Annotated in this window: 12 protein-coding genes and 1 pseudogene; 8 read left to right on the forward strand and 5 right to left on the reverse strand. The window is 65.0% G+C overall.

The genetic code is table 11. The features are described 5' to 3' along the window. The first annotated feature begins 20 nt into the window (after positions 1-20). The 7 genes and pseudogenes from ltnD (at position 21) to V5279_RS14250 (ending at position 11,527) form a co-directional block, all read left to right on the forward strand. Positions 21-932, forward strand: coding sequence for an L-threonate dehydrogenase (gene ltnD, locus V5279_RS14220; RefSeq protein ID WP_338698267.1), 912 nt, complete (start codon positions 21-23; stop codon positions 930-932). A gap of 12 nt (positions 933-944) precedes the next feature. Next, positions 945-1,727, forward strand: a complete 783-nt coding sequence (otnI, locus tag V5279_RS14225) for a 2-oxo-tetronate isomerase (RefSeq protein WP_338698269.1) — start codon at positions 945-947, stop codon at positions 1,725-1,727. Then, a complete protein-coding gene (otnK, locus tag V5279_RS14230; RefSeq protein ID WP_338698271.1) occupies positions 1,724-3,013 on the forward strand; it encodes a 3-oxo-tetronate kinase in 1,290 nt (429 codons plus the stop codon). The genes otnI and otnK overlap by 4 nt, the downstream gene beginning before the upstream one ends. Positions 3,014-3,183: 170 nt before the next feature. After that, positions 3,184-4,874: pseudogene (locus V5279_RS14235) on the forward strand (methyl-accepting chemotaxis protein). Between the two features lie 406 nt (positions 4,875-5,280). Continuing rightward, entirely contained in the window at positions 5,281-6,981 is a 1,701-nt protein-coding gene (locus V5279_RS14240; protein WP_338698273.1) for a HAMP domain-containing methyl-accepting chemotaxis protein, read from the forward strand. A gap of 177 nt (positions 6,982-7,158) precedes the next feature. Then, on the forward strand, positions 7,159-10,338 hold the full coding sequence (locus V5279_RS14245; RefSeq protein WP_338698275.1) for an efflux RND transporter permease subunit: 3,180 nt from the start codon (positions 7,159-7,161) through the stop codon (positions 10,336-10,338). Continuing rightward, positions 10,325-11,527 (forward strand): efflux RND transporter periplasmic adaptor subunit, encoded by a 1,203-nt coding sequence (locus V5279_RS14250; protein WP_338698277.1) that lies wholly within the window; start codon positions 10,325-10,327, stop codon positions 11,525-11,527. The genes V5279_RS14245 and V5279_RS14250 overlap by 14 nt, the downstream gene beginning before the upstream one ends. Before the next feature lie 300 nt (positions 11,528-11,827). Here V5279_RS14250 and V5279_RS14255 read toward each other — a convergent pair whose 3' ends face one another. Both V5279_RS14255 and V5279_RS14260 read right to left on the reverse strand, forming a co-directional pair. Further along, positions 11,828-13,342, reverse strand: a complete 1,515-nt coding sequence (locus V5279_RS14255) for an acetyl-CoA acetyltransferase (RefSeq protein WP_338698279.1) — start codon at positions 13,340-13,342, stop codon at positions 11,828-11,830. Between the two features lie 170 nt (positions 13,343-13,512). Beyond that, positions 13,513-14,646: a nitronate monooxygenase gene (locus V5279_RS14260; RefSeq protein ID WP_338698281.1), complete on the reverse strand. Its 1,134-nt coding sequence runs from the start codon at positions 14,644-14,646 to the stop codon at positions 13,513-13,515. 269 nt (positions 14,647-14,915) lie between these two features. Between V5279_RS14260 and yghU the strand changes: the two genes are divergently transcribed. Then, the gene (yghU, locus tag V5279_RS14265; protein WP_338698283.1) at positions 14,916-15,794 is read left to right on the forward strand and encodes a glutathione-dependent disulfide-bond oxidoreductase; all 879 of its coding nucleotides are present in this window, start codon (positions 14,916-14,918) and stop codon (positions 15,792-15,794) included. A 191-nt stretch (positions 15,795-15,985) separates the two neighbouring features. On the opposite strand, the gene V5279_RS14270 is transcribed toward yghU, so the two are convergent. The 3 genes from V5279_RS14270 to V5279_RS14280 form a co-directional block, all read right to left on the reverse strand. Continuing rightward, entirely contained in the window at positions 15,986-16,261 is a 276-nt protein-coding gene (locus tag V5279_RS14270) for a GNAT family N-acetyltransferase (protein ID WP_338698285.1), read from the reverse strand. Positions 16,262-16,274: 13 nt separating this feature from the next. Beyond that, complete coding sequence (locus tag V5279_RS14275) at positions 16,275-16,892, reverse strand: flavin reductase family protein (RefSeq protein WP_338698287.1); 618 nt, start codon at positions 16,890-16,892, stop codon at positions 16,275-16,277. A 292-nt stretch (positions 16,893-17,184) separates the two neighbouring features. Next, the gene (locus V5279_RS14280) at positions 17,185-18,459 is read right to left on the reverse strand and encodes an acyl-CoA dehydrogenase family protein (protein WP_166203634.1); all 1,275 of its coding nucleotides are present in this window, start codon (positions 18,457-18,459) and stop codon (positions 17,185-17,187) included. Positions 18,460-18,595: the final 136 nt, after the last annotated feature.

Below are 18,595 nucleotides of genomic sequence, written 5' to 3' on the forward strand. Positions count from 1 at the left end.
AAAAATTTGAGGATCGCCGCATGTCCAGTTCCGCAACACCACGCGTCGCCGTCATCGGGCTGGGGTCGATGGGATACGGCATGGCGACCTCGCTCAGGCGGGCCGGTCTCGAGGTGACCGGCTGCGACGTCTCGTCCGATGCCGTCGCACGCTTCGTGGCCGATGGCGGCAAGGGCGCCAGCTCTCCGGCCGAGGCGGCCAAGGATGCCGATATCGTCGTCAGCGTCGTCGTCAATGCGGCGCAGACCGAGGCCATCCTGTTCGGCAAGGGCGGCGGCGCCGAGACCATGGCCAGGGATGCGGTCTTCATCTCCTCGGCGACCATGGACCCCGATATCGCGCGGCGGCTGGCAAAACAGCTCGAGGCGACCGGCCGGCACTATCTCGATGCCCCGATCTCCGGCGGCGCGCAGCGCGCGGCGCAGGGCGAACTGACCATTCTCGCTTCCGGCAGCGCGGCGGCGTTCGCCAAGGCGCGGCCGGCGCTGGATGCGATGGCGGCAAAGCTCTACGAGCTCGGCGATGCGGCTGGCCAGGGCGCGGCGTTCAAGATGATCAACCAGCTGCTGGCCGGCGTGCACATCGCGGCGGCGTCGGAGGCGATCGCGTTTGCCGCCAAGCAGGGACTCGACATCCGCAAGGTCTATGAGGTGATCACCGCCTCCGCCGGCAATTCCTGGATGTTCGAGAACCGCATCCCGCACGTGCTCGACGGCGATTATGCGCCGCGCAGCGCGGTGGAGATTTTCGTCAAAGACCTCGGCATCATCCAGGACATGGCGCGCACTGCGCGCTTCCCGGTGCCGGTCTCGGCCGCGGCCTTGCAGATGTTTTTGATGACATCGGCCGCTGGCATGGGCCGTGACGACGATGCGTCGGTGGCGCGGATGTATGCGCAGGTCACCGGCACCAAGCTTCCCGGCGCGAAATAACAGGAGTTTGCAATGCCCCGTTTTGCCGCCAACCTCACCATGATGTTCAACGAGGTCCCGTTCCTCGACCGCTTCGAGGCGGCGGCGAAAGCGGGCTTCACCGCGGTTGAGTTCCTGTTTCCCTATGACCATCCGGCCGAGGAGGTCGGCAAACGGCTGAAGGCCGCCGGGCTGACGCAGGCGCTGTTCAACCTGCCGCCGGGCGACTGGGCCGCCGGCGAAAAGGGATTTGCGGCGCTGCCGGATCGCTTCGCCGATCTGCAGCAGAGCCTGAAGACCGCGCTGCCCTATGCAGCGGCGACCGGCGTCAAGCGGGTGCATCTGATGGCCGGCATCGCCAGTCGCAGCGATGCCACGGCGGTCGCGGCGTTTCGCAAATCGGTCGCATACGCGGCCGAGTTCTTCGCGCCGCATGGCCTCGACGTCGTGATCGAGCCGATCAATCCGCGCAACGTGCCCGGCTACTTCCTCAACGATTTCATTTTCGCGCGCGACCTGATCAACGAGCTTGGCCTCGCGAACCTGAAGCTGCAGTTCGACATCTATCACTGCCAGATCATCCATGGCGACGTCACGATGCGGCTGCGCGAGATGATGCCTGTCGTCGGCCACATTCAGATCGCCTCGGTCCCGTCACGCAACGAGCCCGACGGCGAGGAGCTGAACTATCCGTTCCTGTTCAATGAGCTCGACCGGCTCGGCTATGGCGGCTTCGTCGGCTGCGAATACAATCCGCGGGCCAAGACCACCGACGGCCTCGCCTGGTTCAAGCCCTATGCCGGAGTGAAGCCGTGACATCAGCAACGAAACTGTCGCTTGGCTGTGTCGCCGACGACTACACCGGCGCCTCGGACCTCGCCAACACGCTGACCCGTGCGGGTCTACGCACGGTGCAGACCATCGGCGTGCCCGCCGACGATCTGGCGCTGCCCGAGGTCGACGCCGTCGTGGTGTCGCTGAAGAGCCGCTCGATCGAACCCGGCCTCGCCGTGACGCGCTCACGCGCGGCGGAAAGCTGGCTGCGCGGCCGCGGCGCTTCCCACATCCTGTTCAAGATCTGCTCGACCTTCGATTCCACCGATGCCGGCAATATCGGCCCGGTGATGGACGCGCTGCGCGCCGATTCCTCTGACAGCATCGTGCTGGTGACTCCGGCGTTCCCAGAGACCGGCCGCACCGTCTACCAGGGCAATCTGTTCGTAGGCTCCGTGCCGCTGAACGAGAGCCCGCTGAAGGATCACCCGCTCAACCCGATGCATGATTCCAATCTGGTGCGTGTGTTGGCGCGCCAGAGCAAGACCAAGGTCGGCCTGGTCGATCTGGCGACGCTGAGCCGCGGCGCTGAGGCGGTGCGCGCTAGGCTGGCCGAGCTCGCGCGCGGCGGCATCGGCGCTGCCATCGTCGACGCGGTGTTCGATCGCGACCTCGAGACCATCGGGCAGGTGGCGCTGGATCATCGCCTGTCGGTCGGCGCCTCCGGCATCGGGCTTGGTCTGGCGCGGGCGCTGGTCGCTGCGGGCAAGGCCAAATCGGACGCCGCGACTGCGATGCATGAGAGTGCGATCGGCGGCCCGGCCGCCTGCCTCGCCGGCAGCTGCTCGCAGGCGACCCTGCGCCAGATCGCCAACGCCGGGAAGGTGATGCCGGTGCTGCACCTCGACCCCGAGCGGGTGATCGCCGGACGGGAGGAGGCGCAGCGCGCGCTCGCCTGGGCCCGAGACCGGTTCGGCGCCGGGCCGATCCTGATCGCCAGCAGCTCGACCCCCGAGGAGGTGGCAGCTCTGCAATCCCGTCATGGCCGCGATGCAGCCGGACATGCCATCGAGCAGGCGATGGCCGATATCGCGGAGGGGTTGGTGCAGTCGGGTGTGCGCAGGCTGGTGGTCGCCGGTGGTGAAACTTCAGGCGCCGTGGTCGACCGCCTGCGCATCCCGGGATTCCTGGTCGGTGCGGAAATCGCTGCAGGCGTGCCGGTTCTGCGCGCCGTCGGCGCCGGAAATGGCGAGATGGTACTTGCCCTGAAGTCGGGCAATTTCGGCGGGCCTGAGTTCTTCTGGGATGCGCTGGCATTGATGCCCTGATGCGCGCAACGCGCCGCGTGTTGCGGCGGCGAGGGACGTCTCCGTAGTTGAACGGGGAACCAAATTAACCCTGCCGAAGGAGGGGGGCTGGCTTTGATATCCGCGGCGTCCCGCAGCGCCCCCAGCCATTCGATCGGGCCTCGCGAGCCCGATATCCAAGAGACCTCACGATGTTCGCCAAATTCTCGATCCGCGCCAAGATCATTGCCGTGGTTGCGTTCCTGCTTGTCGCGATAACGGGAATGGGCTTGCTCGCGGTCAAGAACATGCGGGCGATCAATGCCAACACCGTCGACATCATGACGAGCTGGCTGCCGAGCGTACGGGCGCTTGGCGACCTGCGCGCCGGCGTCATCACTTACCGCAACGTGATCCGCGAGCACATGCTGGCCGAGACGCTGGAGGAGAAGCTGGCTGCGGAAAAGACCCTGGCAACCGTGGTCGAAGCCAACACGAAGGTCCGCGCGGTCTATGAACCGCTGATCACGTCCCCCGAGGAGCGGGCGCTTTACAATCAGTGGGTCGATAGCTGGACGCGCTACAAGAAGGGTACCGAGCAGGTGATGGAATTGTCGCGCAAGGAAGCCGGCAAGATCCCGCACGAGGCGCATGAGCTGAATGCCAAGACGGTCAACAAGATCGGGCTCGAGGCAGACGAGATCCTGCGCAAGGACATCGACCTCAACAACGCCGGTGCCGACAAGGCGGCGCAGGATGCGGCCAGCAGCTACGATTGGGGCTTCATGCTGCTTGCGATCATCCTGGGTGCCGCCATCGTCGTCGGCGTCGGCGTCAGCTTCCTGATGATCCGCGACGTCTCGGCCGGCATCGCCTCGATCGTGAGCCCGATGCAGGCGCTGGGCCGAGGCGACCTCACCGCCGTCGTGCCGCATCAGGGCGAGAAGACCGAGATCGGCGCCATGGCCGATACGCTGCAGGTGTTCAAGGAAGCCCTGGTCGCCAAGAAGGCGGCCGATGAAGCCGCTTCTGCCGATGCCGAAGCCAAGATCGAGCGCGGCCGCCGGGTCGACACCATCACCCGCAATTTCGAACAGATGATCGGCGAGATCGTGCAGACGGTGTCGTCGGCCTCGACGGAGCTCGAAGCCTCGGCGGGCACGCTGTCGTCGACCGCGCGGCGTTCGCAGGAATTGACCACCTCGGTTGCCGCGGCGTCCGAGGAGGCCTCGACCAATGTACAGTCGGTGGCATCCGCGACCGAAGAGCTGTCGTCGTCGGTGACCGAGATCAGCCGTCAGGTGCAGGAATCGGCGCGGATGGCCGGCGACGCCGTCGGTCAGGCGCGCACCACCAACGATCGCGTCAGCGAGCTGTCGAAGGCCGCCGCGCGCATCGGCGACGTCTCGAATTGATCAACACCATCGCCGGCCAGACCAACCTCCTTGCGCTGAACGCCACCATCGAGGCGGCGCGCGCCGGCGAGGCCGGCCGCGGCTTCGCGGTGGTGGCTTCCGAAGTGAAGGCCCTGGCCGAGCAAACCGCAAAGGCGACCGGTGAGATCGGCCAGCAGATCGCCGGCATCCAGGCTGCGACCCAGGAGTCGGTCGGCGCGATCAAGGAAATTTCGTCGACCATCGAGCGGCTGTCGGAGATCTCGTCCACCATTGCCGCCGCAGTCGAACAGCAGGGCGCGGCGACGCAGGAGATTTCCCGCAACGTGCAGCAGGCGGCGCAGGGCACCCAACAGGTCTCGGCCAACATCACCGACGTGCAGCACGGCGCCAGCGAAACCGGCTCGGCCTCAAGTCGGGTGCTGTCGGCGGCGCAATCGCTGTCCGGCGACAGCAGCCGTCTCAAGCTCGAGGTTGGCAAGTTCCTCGACGCCGTCCGCGCCGCCTGAACACTGCTTTGGCACGTTGATCAAAAGCCCGGCCGTGATAGCCGGGCTTTTTTTATCTCCGCGATTGAAGCTTGCTCCGTCTTTTGCGCATGGATCGACTGCACAGCGACGAAAAGTTGTGTCGGGGCGAGCGCTGCAATTATTCAGAGGTGTCCGAGGGTTGCGTCGTCCGTAGTCATACTGAAATTCACGTTAACCTTGTTCTAGCGGGGTACGTGTAGCGTTTTCGAAAACCTGCCGGCAGTTCGGTTGAGAACATGCCGTTGTCGCGTTTCCTCCGCCCTTATGCCGCTTGAGTGGGCCTGCGATCAGGCCCTGCGTCATGTCGATTCGCTTTTTGAAGGCGGAGCGATCGCGAAGCACGTCCGGAATTCCTTAAGTCATTAACAGCATCGGAAGATGAGAGATGTCCTGGCTGGATAATTTCAAGATCGTCGTGAAGGTTGGTCTGATCGTTGGCATTCTCGGCGTCGTCATGATCGGAGAAACCCTGTTTGCGGCGCGCCGCATGAGGGCGATGGACGATGCCAACACCGATGTCGTGACACGCGTCGACAAGTACACGACGCTGGCCACGCGCATGACGCGTCATGCCGAAGCCTATCTTTCCGCGGCGTTTCAGCTCGCCGTGGAAACCACCGACGAAGGCAACGTCAAATATCTCGCCAAGACCAAGTCCAGCGAAAAGGCCTATAAAGCAGGCATGTCGGACGTGCTCAACCACATGCCGGAGAAGGGGACGGCCATCAAACCCATCCTTGCCGGTTTCGAGAAGGCTTTCGTGGTCTGCGATCCCGGAATCGAATACGCGGCGACGACCACCTCTCCCGAAGAGAACATGAAGGCCGCCGCGCGTCTCAAGGCGGAGTGCGTTCCGCTGATGGAGGCCGCGATTACCGACCAGGTCAAACTCGTCGACGATCTGCTGGCGGATGCGCACAGGATATCCGATGCGATGACGGCGGAGGCCGATTCTTCGATCAGTACCGTGCAGATGACGGCTGCAGCCGGTCTCTTGCTGGGCCTCGCGGTCGCGATGTGGATTGGGATCGCGGGAATGTCGCGGCCCATCGCCCGCCTGAAGGCGGCGATGGAGGCGCTCGCTCGCAACGATCTCACTGCCGATGTCCCGGGCAAGCAGCGCCGCGACGAGATTGGCGAGATGGCCCGCAGCGTCGAGGTGTTCAAGGCGAACGGGCTCGAAGTCGAGCGTCTGAAACGTGAGCAGCAGGAAGCCGACCAGCAGGCCGCCGTGCGGCGCAAGGCCGACATGATGCAACTTGCTGATGGCTTCGAAAGCGCGATCGGCCATATCGTCGAGACGGTGTCGTCCGCTTCGACCGAACTGGAGGCCTCCGCCAACACCCTGACCGCCACGGCCGAACGCTCGCAACAGCTGGCGACCGTGGTGGCGGCGGCTTCCGGACAGGCGTCCGCCAATGTCCAGTCGGTATCTTCGGCCACCGAAGAGTTGTCGTCATCCGTCAACGAGATCAGCCGGCAGGTCCAGGAATCGGCCCGGATGGCCAACGACGCGGTCGACCAGGCCCGTACCACCAACGATCGGGTCAGCGAGCTGTCGAAGGCCGCCGCGCGCATCGGCGACGTCGTCGAGCTGATCAACACCATCGCCGGCCAGACCAACTTGTTGGCGCTGAACGCCACCATCGAGGCGGCGCGGGCCGGCGATGCCGGCCGCGGCTTCGCGGTCGTCGCGTCCGAGGTCAAGGCGCTGGCCGAGCAGACCGCGAAGGCGACCGGCGAGATCGGCCAGCAGATTTCCGGCATCCAGGCCGCGACGCAGGAGTCGGTCGGCGCGATCAAGGAAATCTCGTCGACCATCGAGCGGCTGTCGGAGATATCCTCGACGATCGCTGCCGCCGTGGAAGAGCAGGGCGCCGCGACCCAGGAGATTTCCCGCAACGTTCTGCAGGCCGCGCAGGGTACCCAGCACGTCTCGGCCAACATCACGGACGTGCAGCGTGGCGCCACCGAGACCGGCTCGGCCTCCTCGCAGGTTCTTTCGGCAGCGCAGTCACTTTCAAGTGACAGCGCGCGCCTCAAGATCGAGGTCGGCAGGTTCCTGGGCACGATACGCGCGGCCTAGCGCACAAGGGGCGACCAGGCGCGCCCATTTCTGGAGCTATGCCAAGGAAGTGAAGGCCAACTGCGTTTCCCGCGTTGGCCTTTTTGCCATGCTTCGGGTAAATCGGCCTTTGCGGAACGGCATTTGGAACGCCGATTCCTCTGCCTGGGCGGGCTCTATTTCGGGAATATCTCTTTTATGATCGCACTGGTCCGTATCGCGCTGAGCCGGCCATATACTTTCGTCGTGCTCGCGATTCTGCTGCTGATTATCGGACCGTTGGCGGCGCTGCGCACGCCGACCGACATCTTTCCGGATATCCGCATCCCCGTGATCGGCGTGGTGTGGCAGTACACCGGCCTGCCGCCCGACCAGATGTCCGGCCGCATCACCACGCCGTTTCAGCGCGCGCTGACCACGACCGTCAACGACATCGAGCACATCACCGCCAACTCGTATAACGGGTTCGGTATCATCAAGATCTTCTTCCAGCCCAGTGTCGACATCCGCACCGCCAACGCGCAGGTCACTGCGATCTCGCAGACCCTGCTCAAGCAGATGCCGCCGGGCGCGACGCCGCCGCTGATCCTGAACTACAGCGCCTCGACGGTTCCGATCATCCAGGTCGCGCTGTCGGGCGAAGGCCTCACCGAGCAGAACCTCGCCGATATCGGCATCAACCAGCTGCGCACGCCGCTGGTCACGGTGCCCGGCGCCGCGATCCCTTATCCGTTCGGCGGCAAGCAGCGCCAGGTTCAGATCGATCTCAATTCGACGGCGCTGCAGGCCCGCGGCCTGTCGGGCCAGGACGTCGCCAACGCGCTCGCCGCGCAGAACCTGATCACGCCGGTCGGCACCCAGAAGATCGGCAATTTCGAATACACCATCAACCTCAACAACTCGCCGCTCCGGATGGAGGAGCTCGGCGACCTGCCGGTCAAGCAGGTCAACGGCGCAATGGTCTATGTGCGCGACGTCGCCACCGTCCGCGACGGCAACCCGCCGCAGACCAACATCGTTCATGTCGATGGCAACCGTTCGGTGTTGATGATGGTGCTGAAGGCCGGCGCCACCTCGACGCTCGATATCATCTCCGGCATCAAGCAGAAGGTGATCGACGTCAAGGACCAGATGCCCGACGCGCTCAAGATCGGCTTCATCGGCGACCAGTCGGTGTTCGTCCGCGGTGCGATTACCGGCGTCGCCTTCGAGGGCGTGATCGCAGCGCTCCTGACCAGCGTGATGATCCTGCTGTTCCTCGGCAGCTGGCGCTCGACCGTCATCATCGCGGTGTCGATCCCGCTGTCGGTGCTGGGCGCCATCATCATGCTGTCCCTGATCGGCGAGACGCTGAACATCATGACGCTCGGCGGCCTCGCGCTCGCGGTCGGCATCCTGGTCGACGACGCCACGGTGACGATCGAGAACATCAACTACCACCTCGAGCAGGGCAAGCCGGTCGAGCAGTCGATCCTCGACGGCGCCAACCAGATCGTGACGCCGGCCTTCGTCTCGCTGCTCTGTATCTGCATCGTGTTCGTGCCGATGTTCTTCCTGTCAGGCGTGGCGCGCTTCCTGTTCGTGCCGATGGCCGAAGCGGTGATGTTCGCGATGATCTGGTCGTTCATCCTGTCGCGCACTTTGGTGCCGACGATGGCGAACTATCTGCTGCAGCCGCATGTGCATCACGAAGGCGCGCCGCCGAAATCGCGCAATCCTTTGGTCTGGTTCCAGCGCGGCTTCGAGGCGCGGTTCGAGCGCATCCGCAGCGGCTATCGTGGCCTGCTCGCGATGGCGCTCGGTCATCGCACGGTGTTCGTGACCGGCTTCCTTGCGGTCGTCGCCGCCTCGTTCCTGCTGGTGCCGTTCCTCGGGCGCAACTTCTTCCCGTCGGTCGATGCCGGCAACATCCTGATGCATGTCCGCACCCAAGTCGGCACCCGCGTCGAGGAGACCGCCAATCAGCTCGCCGACATCCAGAAGGCGATCCGCAAGCTGGTCCCCGGCGAGATCGAGACCATGACCGACAACATCGGCATGCCGATCTCCGGCATCAACATGACTTACAACAACACCGGCGTGATCGGCCCGCAGGACGGCGACATCCAGATCCGCCTGAAGGAAGGCCACAAGCCGACCGAGGAGCATGTCCGCGCGCTGCGTGAGCAATTGCCGCGGCTGTTCCCGGGCACCAGTTTCGCGTTCCTGCCGGCCGACATCGTCAGCCAGATCCTGAACTTCGGCGCGCCAGCGCCGATCGACCTGCAGATCCGCGGCGCCAATCTCGACGCCAACTTCGCCTATGCCAACAAGCTGCTCGCCAGGATCAAGCGCATCCCCGGCATTGCCGATGCGCGGATCCAGCAGTCGCCGAACAACCCGACCTTCAACATCGATGTCGACCGCACCCGCGCGCAATATGTCGGCCTGACCGAACGCGACGTCACCAACTCGCTGGTGGTGAACCTCGCCGGCTCGTCGCAGATCGCGCCGACCTATTACCTCAACCCGGACAACGGCGTGTCGTATTCGATCGTGATGCAGACGCCGCAATACCAGATCGACTCGCTGAGCGCGCTGCAGACGCTGCCGATCACCGCGAGCGGCAACACCCAGGCGCCGATCCTCGGCGGCATCGCCGACATCAAGCGCGCCACCTCGAGCGCGGTGGTCTCGCAATATGACATCCAGTCGCTGGTGCAGATCTACGCGACGACGCAGGGCCGCGATCTCGGCGGCGTCGCCACCGACGTGCGCCAGCTGATATCAGACACCGCCAAGGAAGTGCCGAAGGGCTCCTCGGTGGTGCTGCTCGGCCAGGTGCAGACCATGAACTCGGCCTTCACCGGTCTGCTGTTCGGCCTGCTCGGCGCGGTCGTGCTGATCTACTTCCTGATCGTGGTGAACTTCCAGTCCTGGTCGGACCCGTTCGTGATCATCACGGCGCTGCCCGCAGCACTTGCCGGCATCGTCTGGATGCTGTTCACGACCGAGACCACGCTGTCGGTTCCGGCGCTCACCGGGGCCATCATGTGCATGGGCGTGGCGACCGCCAACAGTGTGCTGGTGATCAGCTTCGCGCGCGAGCGCTATGAGGAGCTCGGCGATCCCGTCGCGGCGGCGCTGGAGGCCGGGTTCGTCCGGTTCCGCCCGGTGCTGATGACCGCGCTCGCCATGATCATCGGCATGGCGCCGATGGCGCTGGGGCTGGGCGAGGGCGGCGAGCAGAATGCGCCGCTGGGCCGGGCCGTGATCGGCGGCCTGATCTTTGCAACCTTCGCGACGCTGATGTTTGTTCCCGTGGTATTCAGTATGGTACACAAGAAGCAAGGCGCCAAAGCCGCCGCCTCATCGGAGATTCCGCATGCCGCCCACTGAACAGCGCCCGCCGGTTTCGCGCCGGAAACTGGGCATCTTCGGCGTGGTGGCGCTGGTCGGCGCCGGCCTGATCGTCGGCACCGGGATCCGTGCCCGCGAGGAGCAGGACTCACGCTTAAAGGAATGGACCGACGACCAGGCCGTTCCGACCGTCGCGGTGGCACTGCCGATCGCCAAGGCGCTCACCCCCACCATCGACCTGCCGGGCCGGCTTGAGGCCTATTCCCGCGCCCCGATCTTCGCCCGGGTTTCCGGCTACCTGAAGACCTGGGACGTCGACATCGGAGCCCGCGTCAAGGCCGGCCAGGTGATTGCCGAAATCGAGGCGCCCGACCTCGACCAGCAATTGCTGCAGGCGCGCGCCGATCTTGCCAGCGCCCAGGCCTCAGCCAAGCTCTCCGAAGCGACGCTGAACCGGCGCAAGACGCTGGTCGCCTCGAACTTCGTCTCCGCCCAGGAGATCGACGAGCGCACCGCCGACCTCTCCAACAAGAACGGTGCGGTCAAGGCCGGCCAGGCCAATGTCGAGCGGCTCGAAGCGCTCGCCGGTTACAAGAAGATCACGGCGCCGTTCGACGGCGTGGTGACCTCGCGCGACACCGACGTCGGCGCGCTGATCAATGCCGGCGGCAACTCGGGCCCGGCGATGTTCACGGTCTCCGACATCACCAAGCTGCGCGTCTACGTCAACGTGCCGCAGAATTACGTCCCGGCGATCAAGATGGGCGCCAAGGCCGCGCTGGTGTTGCCGGATTACCCGAACCGCACCTTCCAGGCGACGGTGGAAGCTTCCTCGCAGGCGGTCGATGTCGCCTCGGGCACGACGCGGATGCAGCTCGGGCTCGACAACTCCTCCGGCGAACTGATGCCGGGCAGCTACGCCAGCGTGAAGCTCAATCTGCAGCGCGACTCCACGCCGCTCAGCATTCCCGCCAGCGCGCTGATCTTCAACAGCAACGGCCTGCGGGTCGCGACCGTCGGCCCTGACGACAAGGTGCTGTTCAAGACCGTGAAGATCGGCCGCGACCTCGGCAAGGAGATCGAGATCGCCTCGGGCCTCGCCCCCGACGACCGCATCATCACCGCCCCGCCGGACGGCCTCGCCGACGGCGACCACGTGCGCGTGACCGGCGCCGGCGCCAAGGGCAAGCCGACCACGGCGTCCGAGAAGCAGGACGCGAAGGGGTAGGGCGTTCGTCGCCCTTACTTCGTCATGCCCGGGCTTGTCCCGGGCATTTTCGTTTTTGGCTGATGCGTAGGCAGCCCTGACCTCGCCCCGCTTGCGGGGAGAGGCGTAGGCCGCCTCCGGCGGCCGTCTCTTAAGAACGCTGAAGCGAAGCTTCAGCTACGTTGCATCGTGAGATGCAATCCCTGTGAGGGGGTACAGGTCTAACTGCGCTCACGTCTCGCGGAGAGAGCCCCTCACCCCAACCCTCTCCCCGCAAGAGCGGGGCGAGGGAGCCTTACACCGCGCCTGCGGCGAGAGTTCCTACCTCACCCGCCATTCCAGCACGCCGTCAGCCGCCGTGACGATGTCGCCGAGCGTGCCGACCGGCGTGCGATCCATATCCTGCAGATACGCCAGGGTCGCGGTATCGCTTGCCGGGATGCGGCCGAGCGTGCGGCGGCCGTCCTCGGTGCGCAGCATGGTGACGCCGTGCTCGACCTCGCCATTGGCGCGATAGATCACGGTGAAGGCCTCGACCTTGCCCTTGCCCGCGGCCTCCGCGGCGAAGTCGGGCACGTCGCGCCTGTTGCGGTCGGCTTCCGCCTGCACGGAGGTGTCCTGCTTGAGTGCGGCCGTCGGCGCCGCGCGCGACAGCACCAGGCCGTGATGTTTGGTGACGAAGCCGCCCTGGCCGTAGAGCAGGCCGAGCGTGCCGCCGCTGCGGAGCTTGCGCACCATCGCGCAGGCCGAATGCGTCATGTAGGTGTTGAGCGGCGCGCCGAAGAACGTCAGCCCGCCGGTCACGGTCGGCTGCACGTCGGCTCCGAGGCCCAGCGTGCGGCGCGCCATCTTCGGCACGCAGGGGAAACAGCTATAGAGCTCGATCGCGTCGAACTTCCTGCCGTCGCCGCCGACGAGGTCCATCACCGCCTTCAGCACCGCATTCTGGGCGTGGCTCTCGACGAACTGGTCGCGGATCAGATAGTCGCGCGGCTCTTCCGCCGAGGCGCCGCCGAGCGGATAGATCAGCTTCTCTTCCGGCACGCCTGCGGCGCGCGCTTTCGCAAGGCTGGTCAGCATCAGCGCGCCGCCCATGTTCACCGTCGGGTTCGCCACCATCAGTTTTGTATACGGCCACGCGATCATCCGATTATCAGGCGTTACGGTGGTAATCTCGTCGCCGGTGAAGCGCTTCTTCAGCCAGGAGTTCGGATTGTCGGCCGCAACCCGCGCATAGGTCGACCACAGGTCGCCGGATTCCTTCAGCGCCTCGCGCGGCGTCTGGCCCCAATGCGCCGAGGTTGCGGACTCATAGAGCGGATAGACCGTGATCGGCCTGAAGACGCCAAGCGCCACGGCCAGCGGCTTCTGGAACGCGGCGCCGCGCTTCGGCTCCTCGACGTCGTGCGCGAACGGCGTCCACGGCAATTCGACGCCGGCGCGCTGCGCCTTGGTCGCGGTCGACTGCGCCTCCGCACCGCACACCGCGGCAACGCTGCATTCGCCGCGCGCGATGCGCTGGGCTGCCTCGTGCAGATAGCGGATCGGGCTCTCGCCGCCGACCGGCCCGTAATAGAGATGCGCCGGCGCAACGCCGAGCCGCTGCGCGAGCTGCTTCTCGGGATCGCGATAGCGCCAGCTCAGGAAGTTGACGACGTCGAGTGACTGCAACTCGGAGAGCAGCTTGGCCCCGCTGTCGGCTTCGGCGCGCTTCAGCGCCTGTTCCAGCAGCGTGAGCGGCTCGAGGCCGGCGGCGATGTCCCTCGGACGATCGACGATCTCGCCGACGCCGACGATGACGGGAATGCGGTCTTCGGGGATAGAGGATGTGGTCATTTCTTCTTGCTTTACTTTCTAGGTCTTCGCCACGCCGTCGCCCTTCGAGGCGCGCAAGGGCGCGCACCTCCAGCGACAACGGCTTCGCCGTTGCGCGGGGGTGACGGCTACGGGGTACGCGTCATCCTGAGGTGCGAGCGTAGCGAGCCTCGAAGGATGGGCCACGTACTCTACTCCGCCACCAGCGCGTTCATGTGCTCGACGGCTTCAACAAAGTCTTCCTTGAACTCCTGCACCACGGCGCCGGCCGACTTCACGCTGTCGATCAGGCCGACGCCCTGGCCGACGAAGTAGGTGACGAGATCGCGCGCCTTCTCGTTGCCGGCCGCGGCGGCGCGGTCGATGGCGTTGAAGGCGTCGCGGCTGATGATGCTTTGCAGCGGCATCGGCAGCGCGCCGGGGCTGTCCGGCGAGCGGTCCCAGGCGTCGGTCCAGACCGAGCGGAGCTGCCGCGCCGGCTTGCCGGTGCGGCCCTTGGAGCGGATCGCATCGCGCGAGGACGCCGCGATCATCTTCTCGCGGAAGATCTCTGAGGTCTCCGACTCCACGGTGGCAAGCCACACCGAGCCGGTCCAGGCGCCGGCCGCGCCCATCGCCATGCAGGCCGCCATCTGGCTGCCGGTCATGATGCCGCCGGCCGCGAGCACCGGCACGTCGCGGATCTTCCGGACCGCCTTGATCACCTCGGGCACCAGCACCATGGTCGAGACCTCGCCGCAATGGCCGCCGGCCTCGGTGCCCTGTGCGACCAGGATGTCGACGCCGGCCGCTACCTGGCGCAGCGCGTGCTCCTTGGAGCCGACCAGGGCTGCGACCGGCACGCCGTGCTTGCGGCCCATCTCGATCATCGCCTTCGGCGGCACGCCGAGCGCGTTCGCAATCAGCCTGATCGGATGCCGGAACGAGACCTCGAGCAGTTGCAGCGCGGTCTCGGCATCGAACGGCTGCGGCTGGTTGTCGGCGACATTCCGGCTCGTCAGCTCGATGTCGTACTTCTTCAGCAGATTGCGGGTGAAGTCGCGGTGCTCCTGCGAGACGCGCGCCTCCAGGCTCTTCCAGGTGACGTTCTTCTCACCCGCGGTCGAGATGTTTTCCGGGATCAGCACGTCGATGCCATAGGGCTTGCCGTCGACATGCGCATCGATCCACTTCAGCTCCTGCTCCAGCGTGTCCGGCGTATGCGCGGTCGCGCCGAACACGCCGAAGCCGCCGGCGCGGCTGACCGCTGCCACCACGTCGCGGCAATGGCTGAAAGCGAGCAGGGGGAAATCGATTCCCAGCATGTCGCAGATCGGTGATTTCATGGAGCGGTTCTCCCGGCAGCCGTTTTTGTGCTTGTTGGCATCAGGCTTCCGCGACGCTAGCGCATCATGGATGGCTAAGCCAAGCCGGTTTCGGCTACGGCGATCTTGCGTGCAAGCGCTGCTCTGGCTGCATCCCTCGCGGCGCATTCCGCAAGGTAGAAAATGCGAGAGAGCGGGGTGGGCAAAGCCAGCTGTGCCCACCATCTAGTGCGGGCATGCACGGCGGTCGCCGCGCCACCTTGGAAAAACGTAAATCGGGAGCCAATGACGTGACTGACACCCCTGCCTACGAGCCGCCGAAAGTCTGGACCTGGAACAAGGAGAGCGGCGGGCGTTTCGCCAGCATCAACCGGCCAATCGCCGGCCCGACCCATGACAAGGAACTGCCGGTCGGCCGCCATCCGCTGCAACTCTACTCGCTGGCGACACCGAACGGCGTGAAGGTCACGGTGATGCTGGAGGAGTTGCTCGCCGCGGGCCACAAGGGCGCGGAATACGACGCCTGGCTGATCAAGATCGACGGCAACCAGTTCGGCAGCGGCTTTGTCGCGGTCAATCCGAACTCGAAGATCCCGGCGCTGATGGACCGCAGCTCTCCGGAGCCGATCAGGGTGTTCGAGTCGGGCTCGATCCTGGTTTATCTGGCGGAAAAGTTCGGCGCGTTCCTGCCGACCGACGCCAAGGCCCGTGCCGAAACCTTCTCCTGGCTGTTCTGGCAGATGGGTGCCGCGCCCTATCTCGGTGGCGGCTTCGGGCATTTCTATGCCTACGCCCCGACCAAGATCGAATACGCCATCGATCGCTTTGCGATGGAGGTGAAGCGCCAGCTCGACGTGCTCGACCGCCGTCTCGCCGACAACGAATATCTCGGGGGCGATGTCTATACTATCGCCGACATGGCGGTTTGGCCGTGGTACGGCGGCCTTGCAAAAGGCCTGCTCTACGGTGGCGGTGAATTCCTCTCGGTGCAGGACTACAAGAACGTGCAGCGCTGGACCGATGCGATCGCGGCGAGGCCTGCGGTGAAGCGCGGCCGCATGGTCAATCGCACCTGGGGTGAGCCGTCGAGCCAGCTGCACGAGCGGCATGAGGCCAGCGATTTCGAGACCAGGACGCAGGACAAGATCGGCGAGCTGGCGGCGTCGTGACATGCCGCATAAATCTGCCCGTCATCATGAGTGTCTGAATCAGATCTGTGGCCGATGAGAACTCGTCATGCCCGGCCTTGTGCCGGGCATCCACGTCTTTGCTTCACTGCGGCCTGAAAGACGTGGATGGCCGGGACAAGCCCGGCCATGACGAAGATGGTGGGTAACGCCTTGCTAGCCCACCCGATGCTTCACCCCAGCAGATCGTCGTACTCCGGGTGCTTCTTCATGAAGCCCTGGATGAACTCGCACTTCACGACGAGCTTGCGGCCCTGCGCGCGCACCGCGTCCAGCGTGGCGCGGGCGAGCTTTGAGCCGATGCCGCGACCGCCGAGCTCCGGCGGTACCTCGGTATGCACCAGCGTGATCGTATCCGGCGTCTTGCGATAGACCACGAAGGCGGTGGCGCCGTCGACTTTGAGCTCGAACCGGCTCTGGGCTTCGTTGTCGTGGAATGCTTCGCTCATTTATCGTCCTTGGTTATTTTGTCTGCGCGCCCTCGGCCGCGGGAAACACCACGCGGTCGTCGGTGCGGCAATAGCGGTCGGCGAACATGCGGCCGATCGGGTGGTAGCGCTCCATGTGCACGCGCATCGCCTCGCGATCCCACAATTCGTCGCGGATGTGGAAGTGGATGCCTTCGCCCATGATCAGCTGGCGGTCGCCGTTGACGTCGATCAGCTTCCAGGTCTTGCACTCCATCGCGAACGGCGCGTCGGCAAGCCGGGGCACTGCGATCCTGCGCGATGGCGCGAGCTTGAGGCCGAGATAATCGGGCTCGCCGATCTCGGGCGGGAAGTCGCCGCTCGTCTCGTGCATCGCGCGCGCCAGCGGCTCGTCGGTGAGATTGACCACGAACTCACCTGTGCGCTGGATGTTGATGAAGGTGTCCTTCTCGCGGCCGTCGGGCCTTCGGTTGACCGCGAACATGCAGAGCGGCGGGTCTTCGCAGAACACGTTGAAGAACGAAAACGGCGCCGCATTGACCACGCCATCCGGCCCGATGCTGGTCACCCAGGCGATCGGCCGCGGCAGCACGAAGGAGGTCAGCACCTTGTAGCGTTCGCGCTGGGTGAGGTCGCTAGGGGAATATTCCATGGGGTGATCCGACAATGTGTAGGGGTTAGCGACCTGTCCGCCGTAGCTCGAAGAGCGAAGGCGGAAGCGTAACCCGCCGCCAGCCGGCAAGAAAGCAAAAGGCGGGTTACGCTTGCGCGCACCCGCCTTGCAAACTTGCTCTCTTGCTTACCTCGCCCCGCTTGCGGGGAGAGGTCGGATTGCGCAGCAATCCGGGTGAGGGGGTACAGGTCTCAACGTTCGGCTCGCTCGCGGAGGCAGCCCCTCACCCCAACCCTCTCCCCGCGAAGAGCGGGGAGAGGGAGAGGATAGACTACGGCATGCTCAGCTCGTGGCGGCCGACCACCATCCAGTGCACCTCGTCCGGACCGTCGGCGAAGCGCAGATGGCGGACGTCCTGGTACATCTCGCCGAGCGGTGACCACTGCGAGATGCCGGTGGCGCCGTGCATCTGGATCGCCTGGTCGATGATCTTGCAGGTGCGCTCCGGCACCATGGCCTTGACCATGCTGACCCAGATCCGCGCTTCCTTGTTGCCGAGCACGTCCATCGCCTTGGCAGCCTTGAGCACCATCAGCCGCATCGCTTCGATCTCGCAGCGCGCCTGCGCGATGATCTGCAAATTGCCGCCAAGATGAGCGATCTTCTTACCGAAGGCTTCGCGGGTCAGGCCACGCGACACCATCAGGTCGAGCGCCTTTTCGGCCTTCCCGATCGTGCGCATGCAGTGATGGATGCGGCCCGGGCCGAGGCGAACCTGCGAGATCTCGAAGCCGCGGCCTTCGCCGAGCAGCATGTTCTCCTTCGGCACCCGGCAATTGTTGAAGCGCAGATGCATGTGGCCGCGCGGCGCATGGTCGTGGCCGAACACGTGCATCGGGCCGAGGATCTCGACGCCGGGGGTGTCGATCGGGACCAGGATCTGCGACTGCTGCTTGCTTGGCGCGGCGTCCGGATTGGTCTTCACCATCACGATCATGATTTTGCAGCGCGGATCGCCGGCACCGGAGATGTAATACTTCTCGCCGTTGATCACCCACTCGTCGCCGACCAGCTTGGCGGTGGTCGAGATGTTCTTGGCGTCGGAGGAGGCGACGTTCGGCTCGGTCATCGCGTAAGCCGAGCGGATTTCACCGGCGAGCAGCGGCTTCAGCCACTTCTCCTTCTGCTCCTTGGTGCCGACGCGCTCCAGCACTTCCATGTTGCCGGTGTCGGGCGCGGAGCAGTTCATGGTCTCCGACGCCAGCGGATTCTTCGCAAGCTCGACGGCGATATAGGCATAGTCGAGGTTCTTCAGGCCCTGGCCGGTCTCGTCATCGGGCAGGAAGAAGTTCCACAGCCCTTCCTCCTTGGCCTTGTCCTTGGCCTTCTGTAGTACCGCGAGCTGCTCCGGCGTGAAGCTCCAACGGTCCTTCTTGCCCTCGGCGAGTCGCATGAACTCGACCGACATCGGATCGACGGTCTCACGGATGAACTTCTTGACGTGCTCGTAAAGCGGACGAACCTCATCCGACATCCTGAGATCGTTGAGTTCTTCTCCAGGATTGAGATTGTAGGTCGTGGTTCGCGGGATATAGGCGTGTTTCATTCTTGGTCCTCCCATCAGCGAGATTTCGCGTTGCGGCCGACAATAGACTTAGGATTTGCGAAGCGCGAGCATGCTTTTCGGCGTGATCCCTGCCGCATCGCGGAATATCGCGACAGCGTTTAAAACGTTGTTTAAA

Origin of the sequence: Bradyrhizobium sp. 26S5 (assembly GCF_036923295.1) — a bacterium.
GTDB lineage: Bacteria > Pseudomonadota > Alphaproteobacteria > Rhizobiales > Xanthobacteraceae > Bradyrhizobium > Bradyrhizobium septentrionale.

Coding starts and splice junctions, on each gene's coding strand:
- ltnD (WP_338698267.1), top strand. CDS start 21: ATGTCCAGTTCCGCAACACCACGCGTCGCCGTCATCGGGCTGGGGTCG.
- V5279_RS14240 (WP_338698273.1), top strand. CDS start 5,281: ATGTCCTGGCTGGATAATTTCAAGATCGTCGTGAAGGTTGGTCTGATC.
- V5279_RS14280 (WP_166203634.1), bottom strand. CDS start 18,459: ATGAAACACGCCTATATCCCGCGAACCACGACCTACAATCTCAATCCT.
- V5279_RS14260 (WP_338698281.1), bottom strand. CDS start 14,646: ATGAAATCACCGATCTGCGACATGCTGGGAATCGATTTCCCCCTGCTC.
- V5279_RS14250 (WP_338698277.1), top strand. CDS start 10,325: ATGCCGCCCACTGAACAGCGCCCGCCGGTTTCGCGCCGGAAACTGGGC.
- V5279_RS14270 (WP_338698285.1), bottom strand. CDS start 16,261: ATGAGCGAAGCATTCCACGACAACGAAGCCCAGAGCCGGTTCGAGCTC.
- otnI (WP_338698269.1), top strand. CDS start 945: ATGCCCCGTTTTGCCGCCAACCTCACCATGATGTTCAACGAGGTCCCG.
- V5279_RS14255 (WP_338698279.1), bottom strand. CDS start 13,342: ATGACCACATCCTCTATCCCCGAAGACCGCATTCCCGTCATCGTCGGC.
- V5279_RS14275 (WP_338698287.1), bottom strand. CDS start 16,892: ATGGAATATTCCCCTAGCGACCTCACCCAGCGCGAACGCTACAAGGTG.
- V5279_RS14245 (WP_338698275.1), top strand. CDS start 7,159: ATGATCGCACTGGTCCGTATCGCGCTGAGCCGGCCATATACTTTCGTC.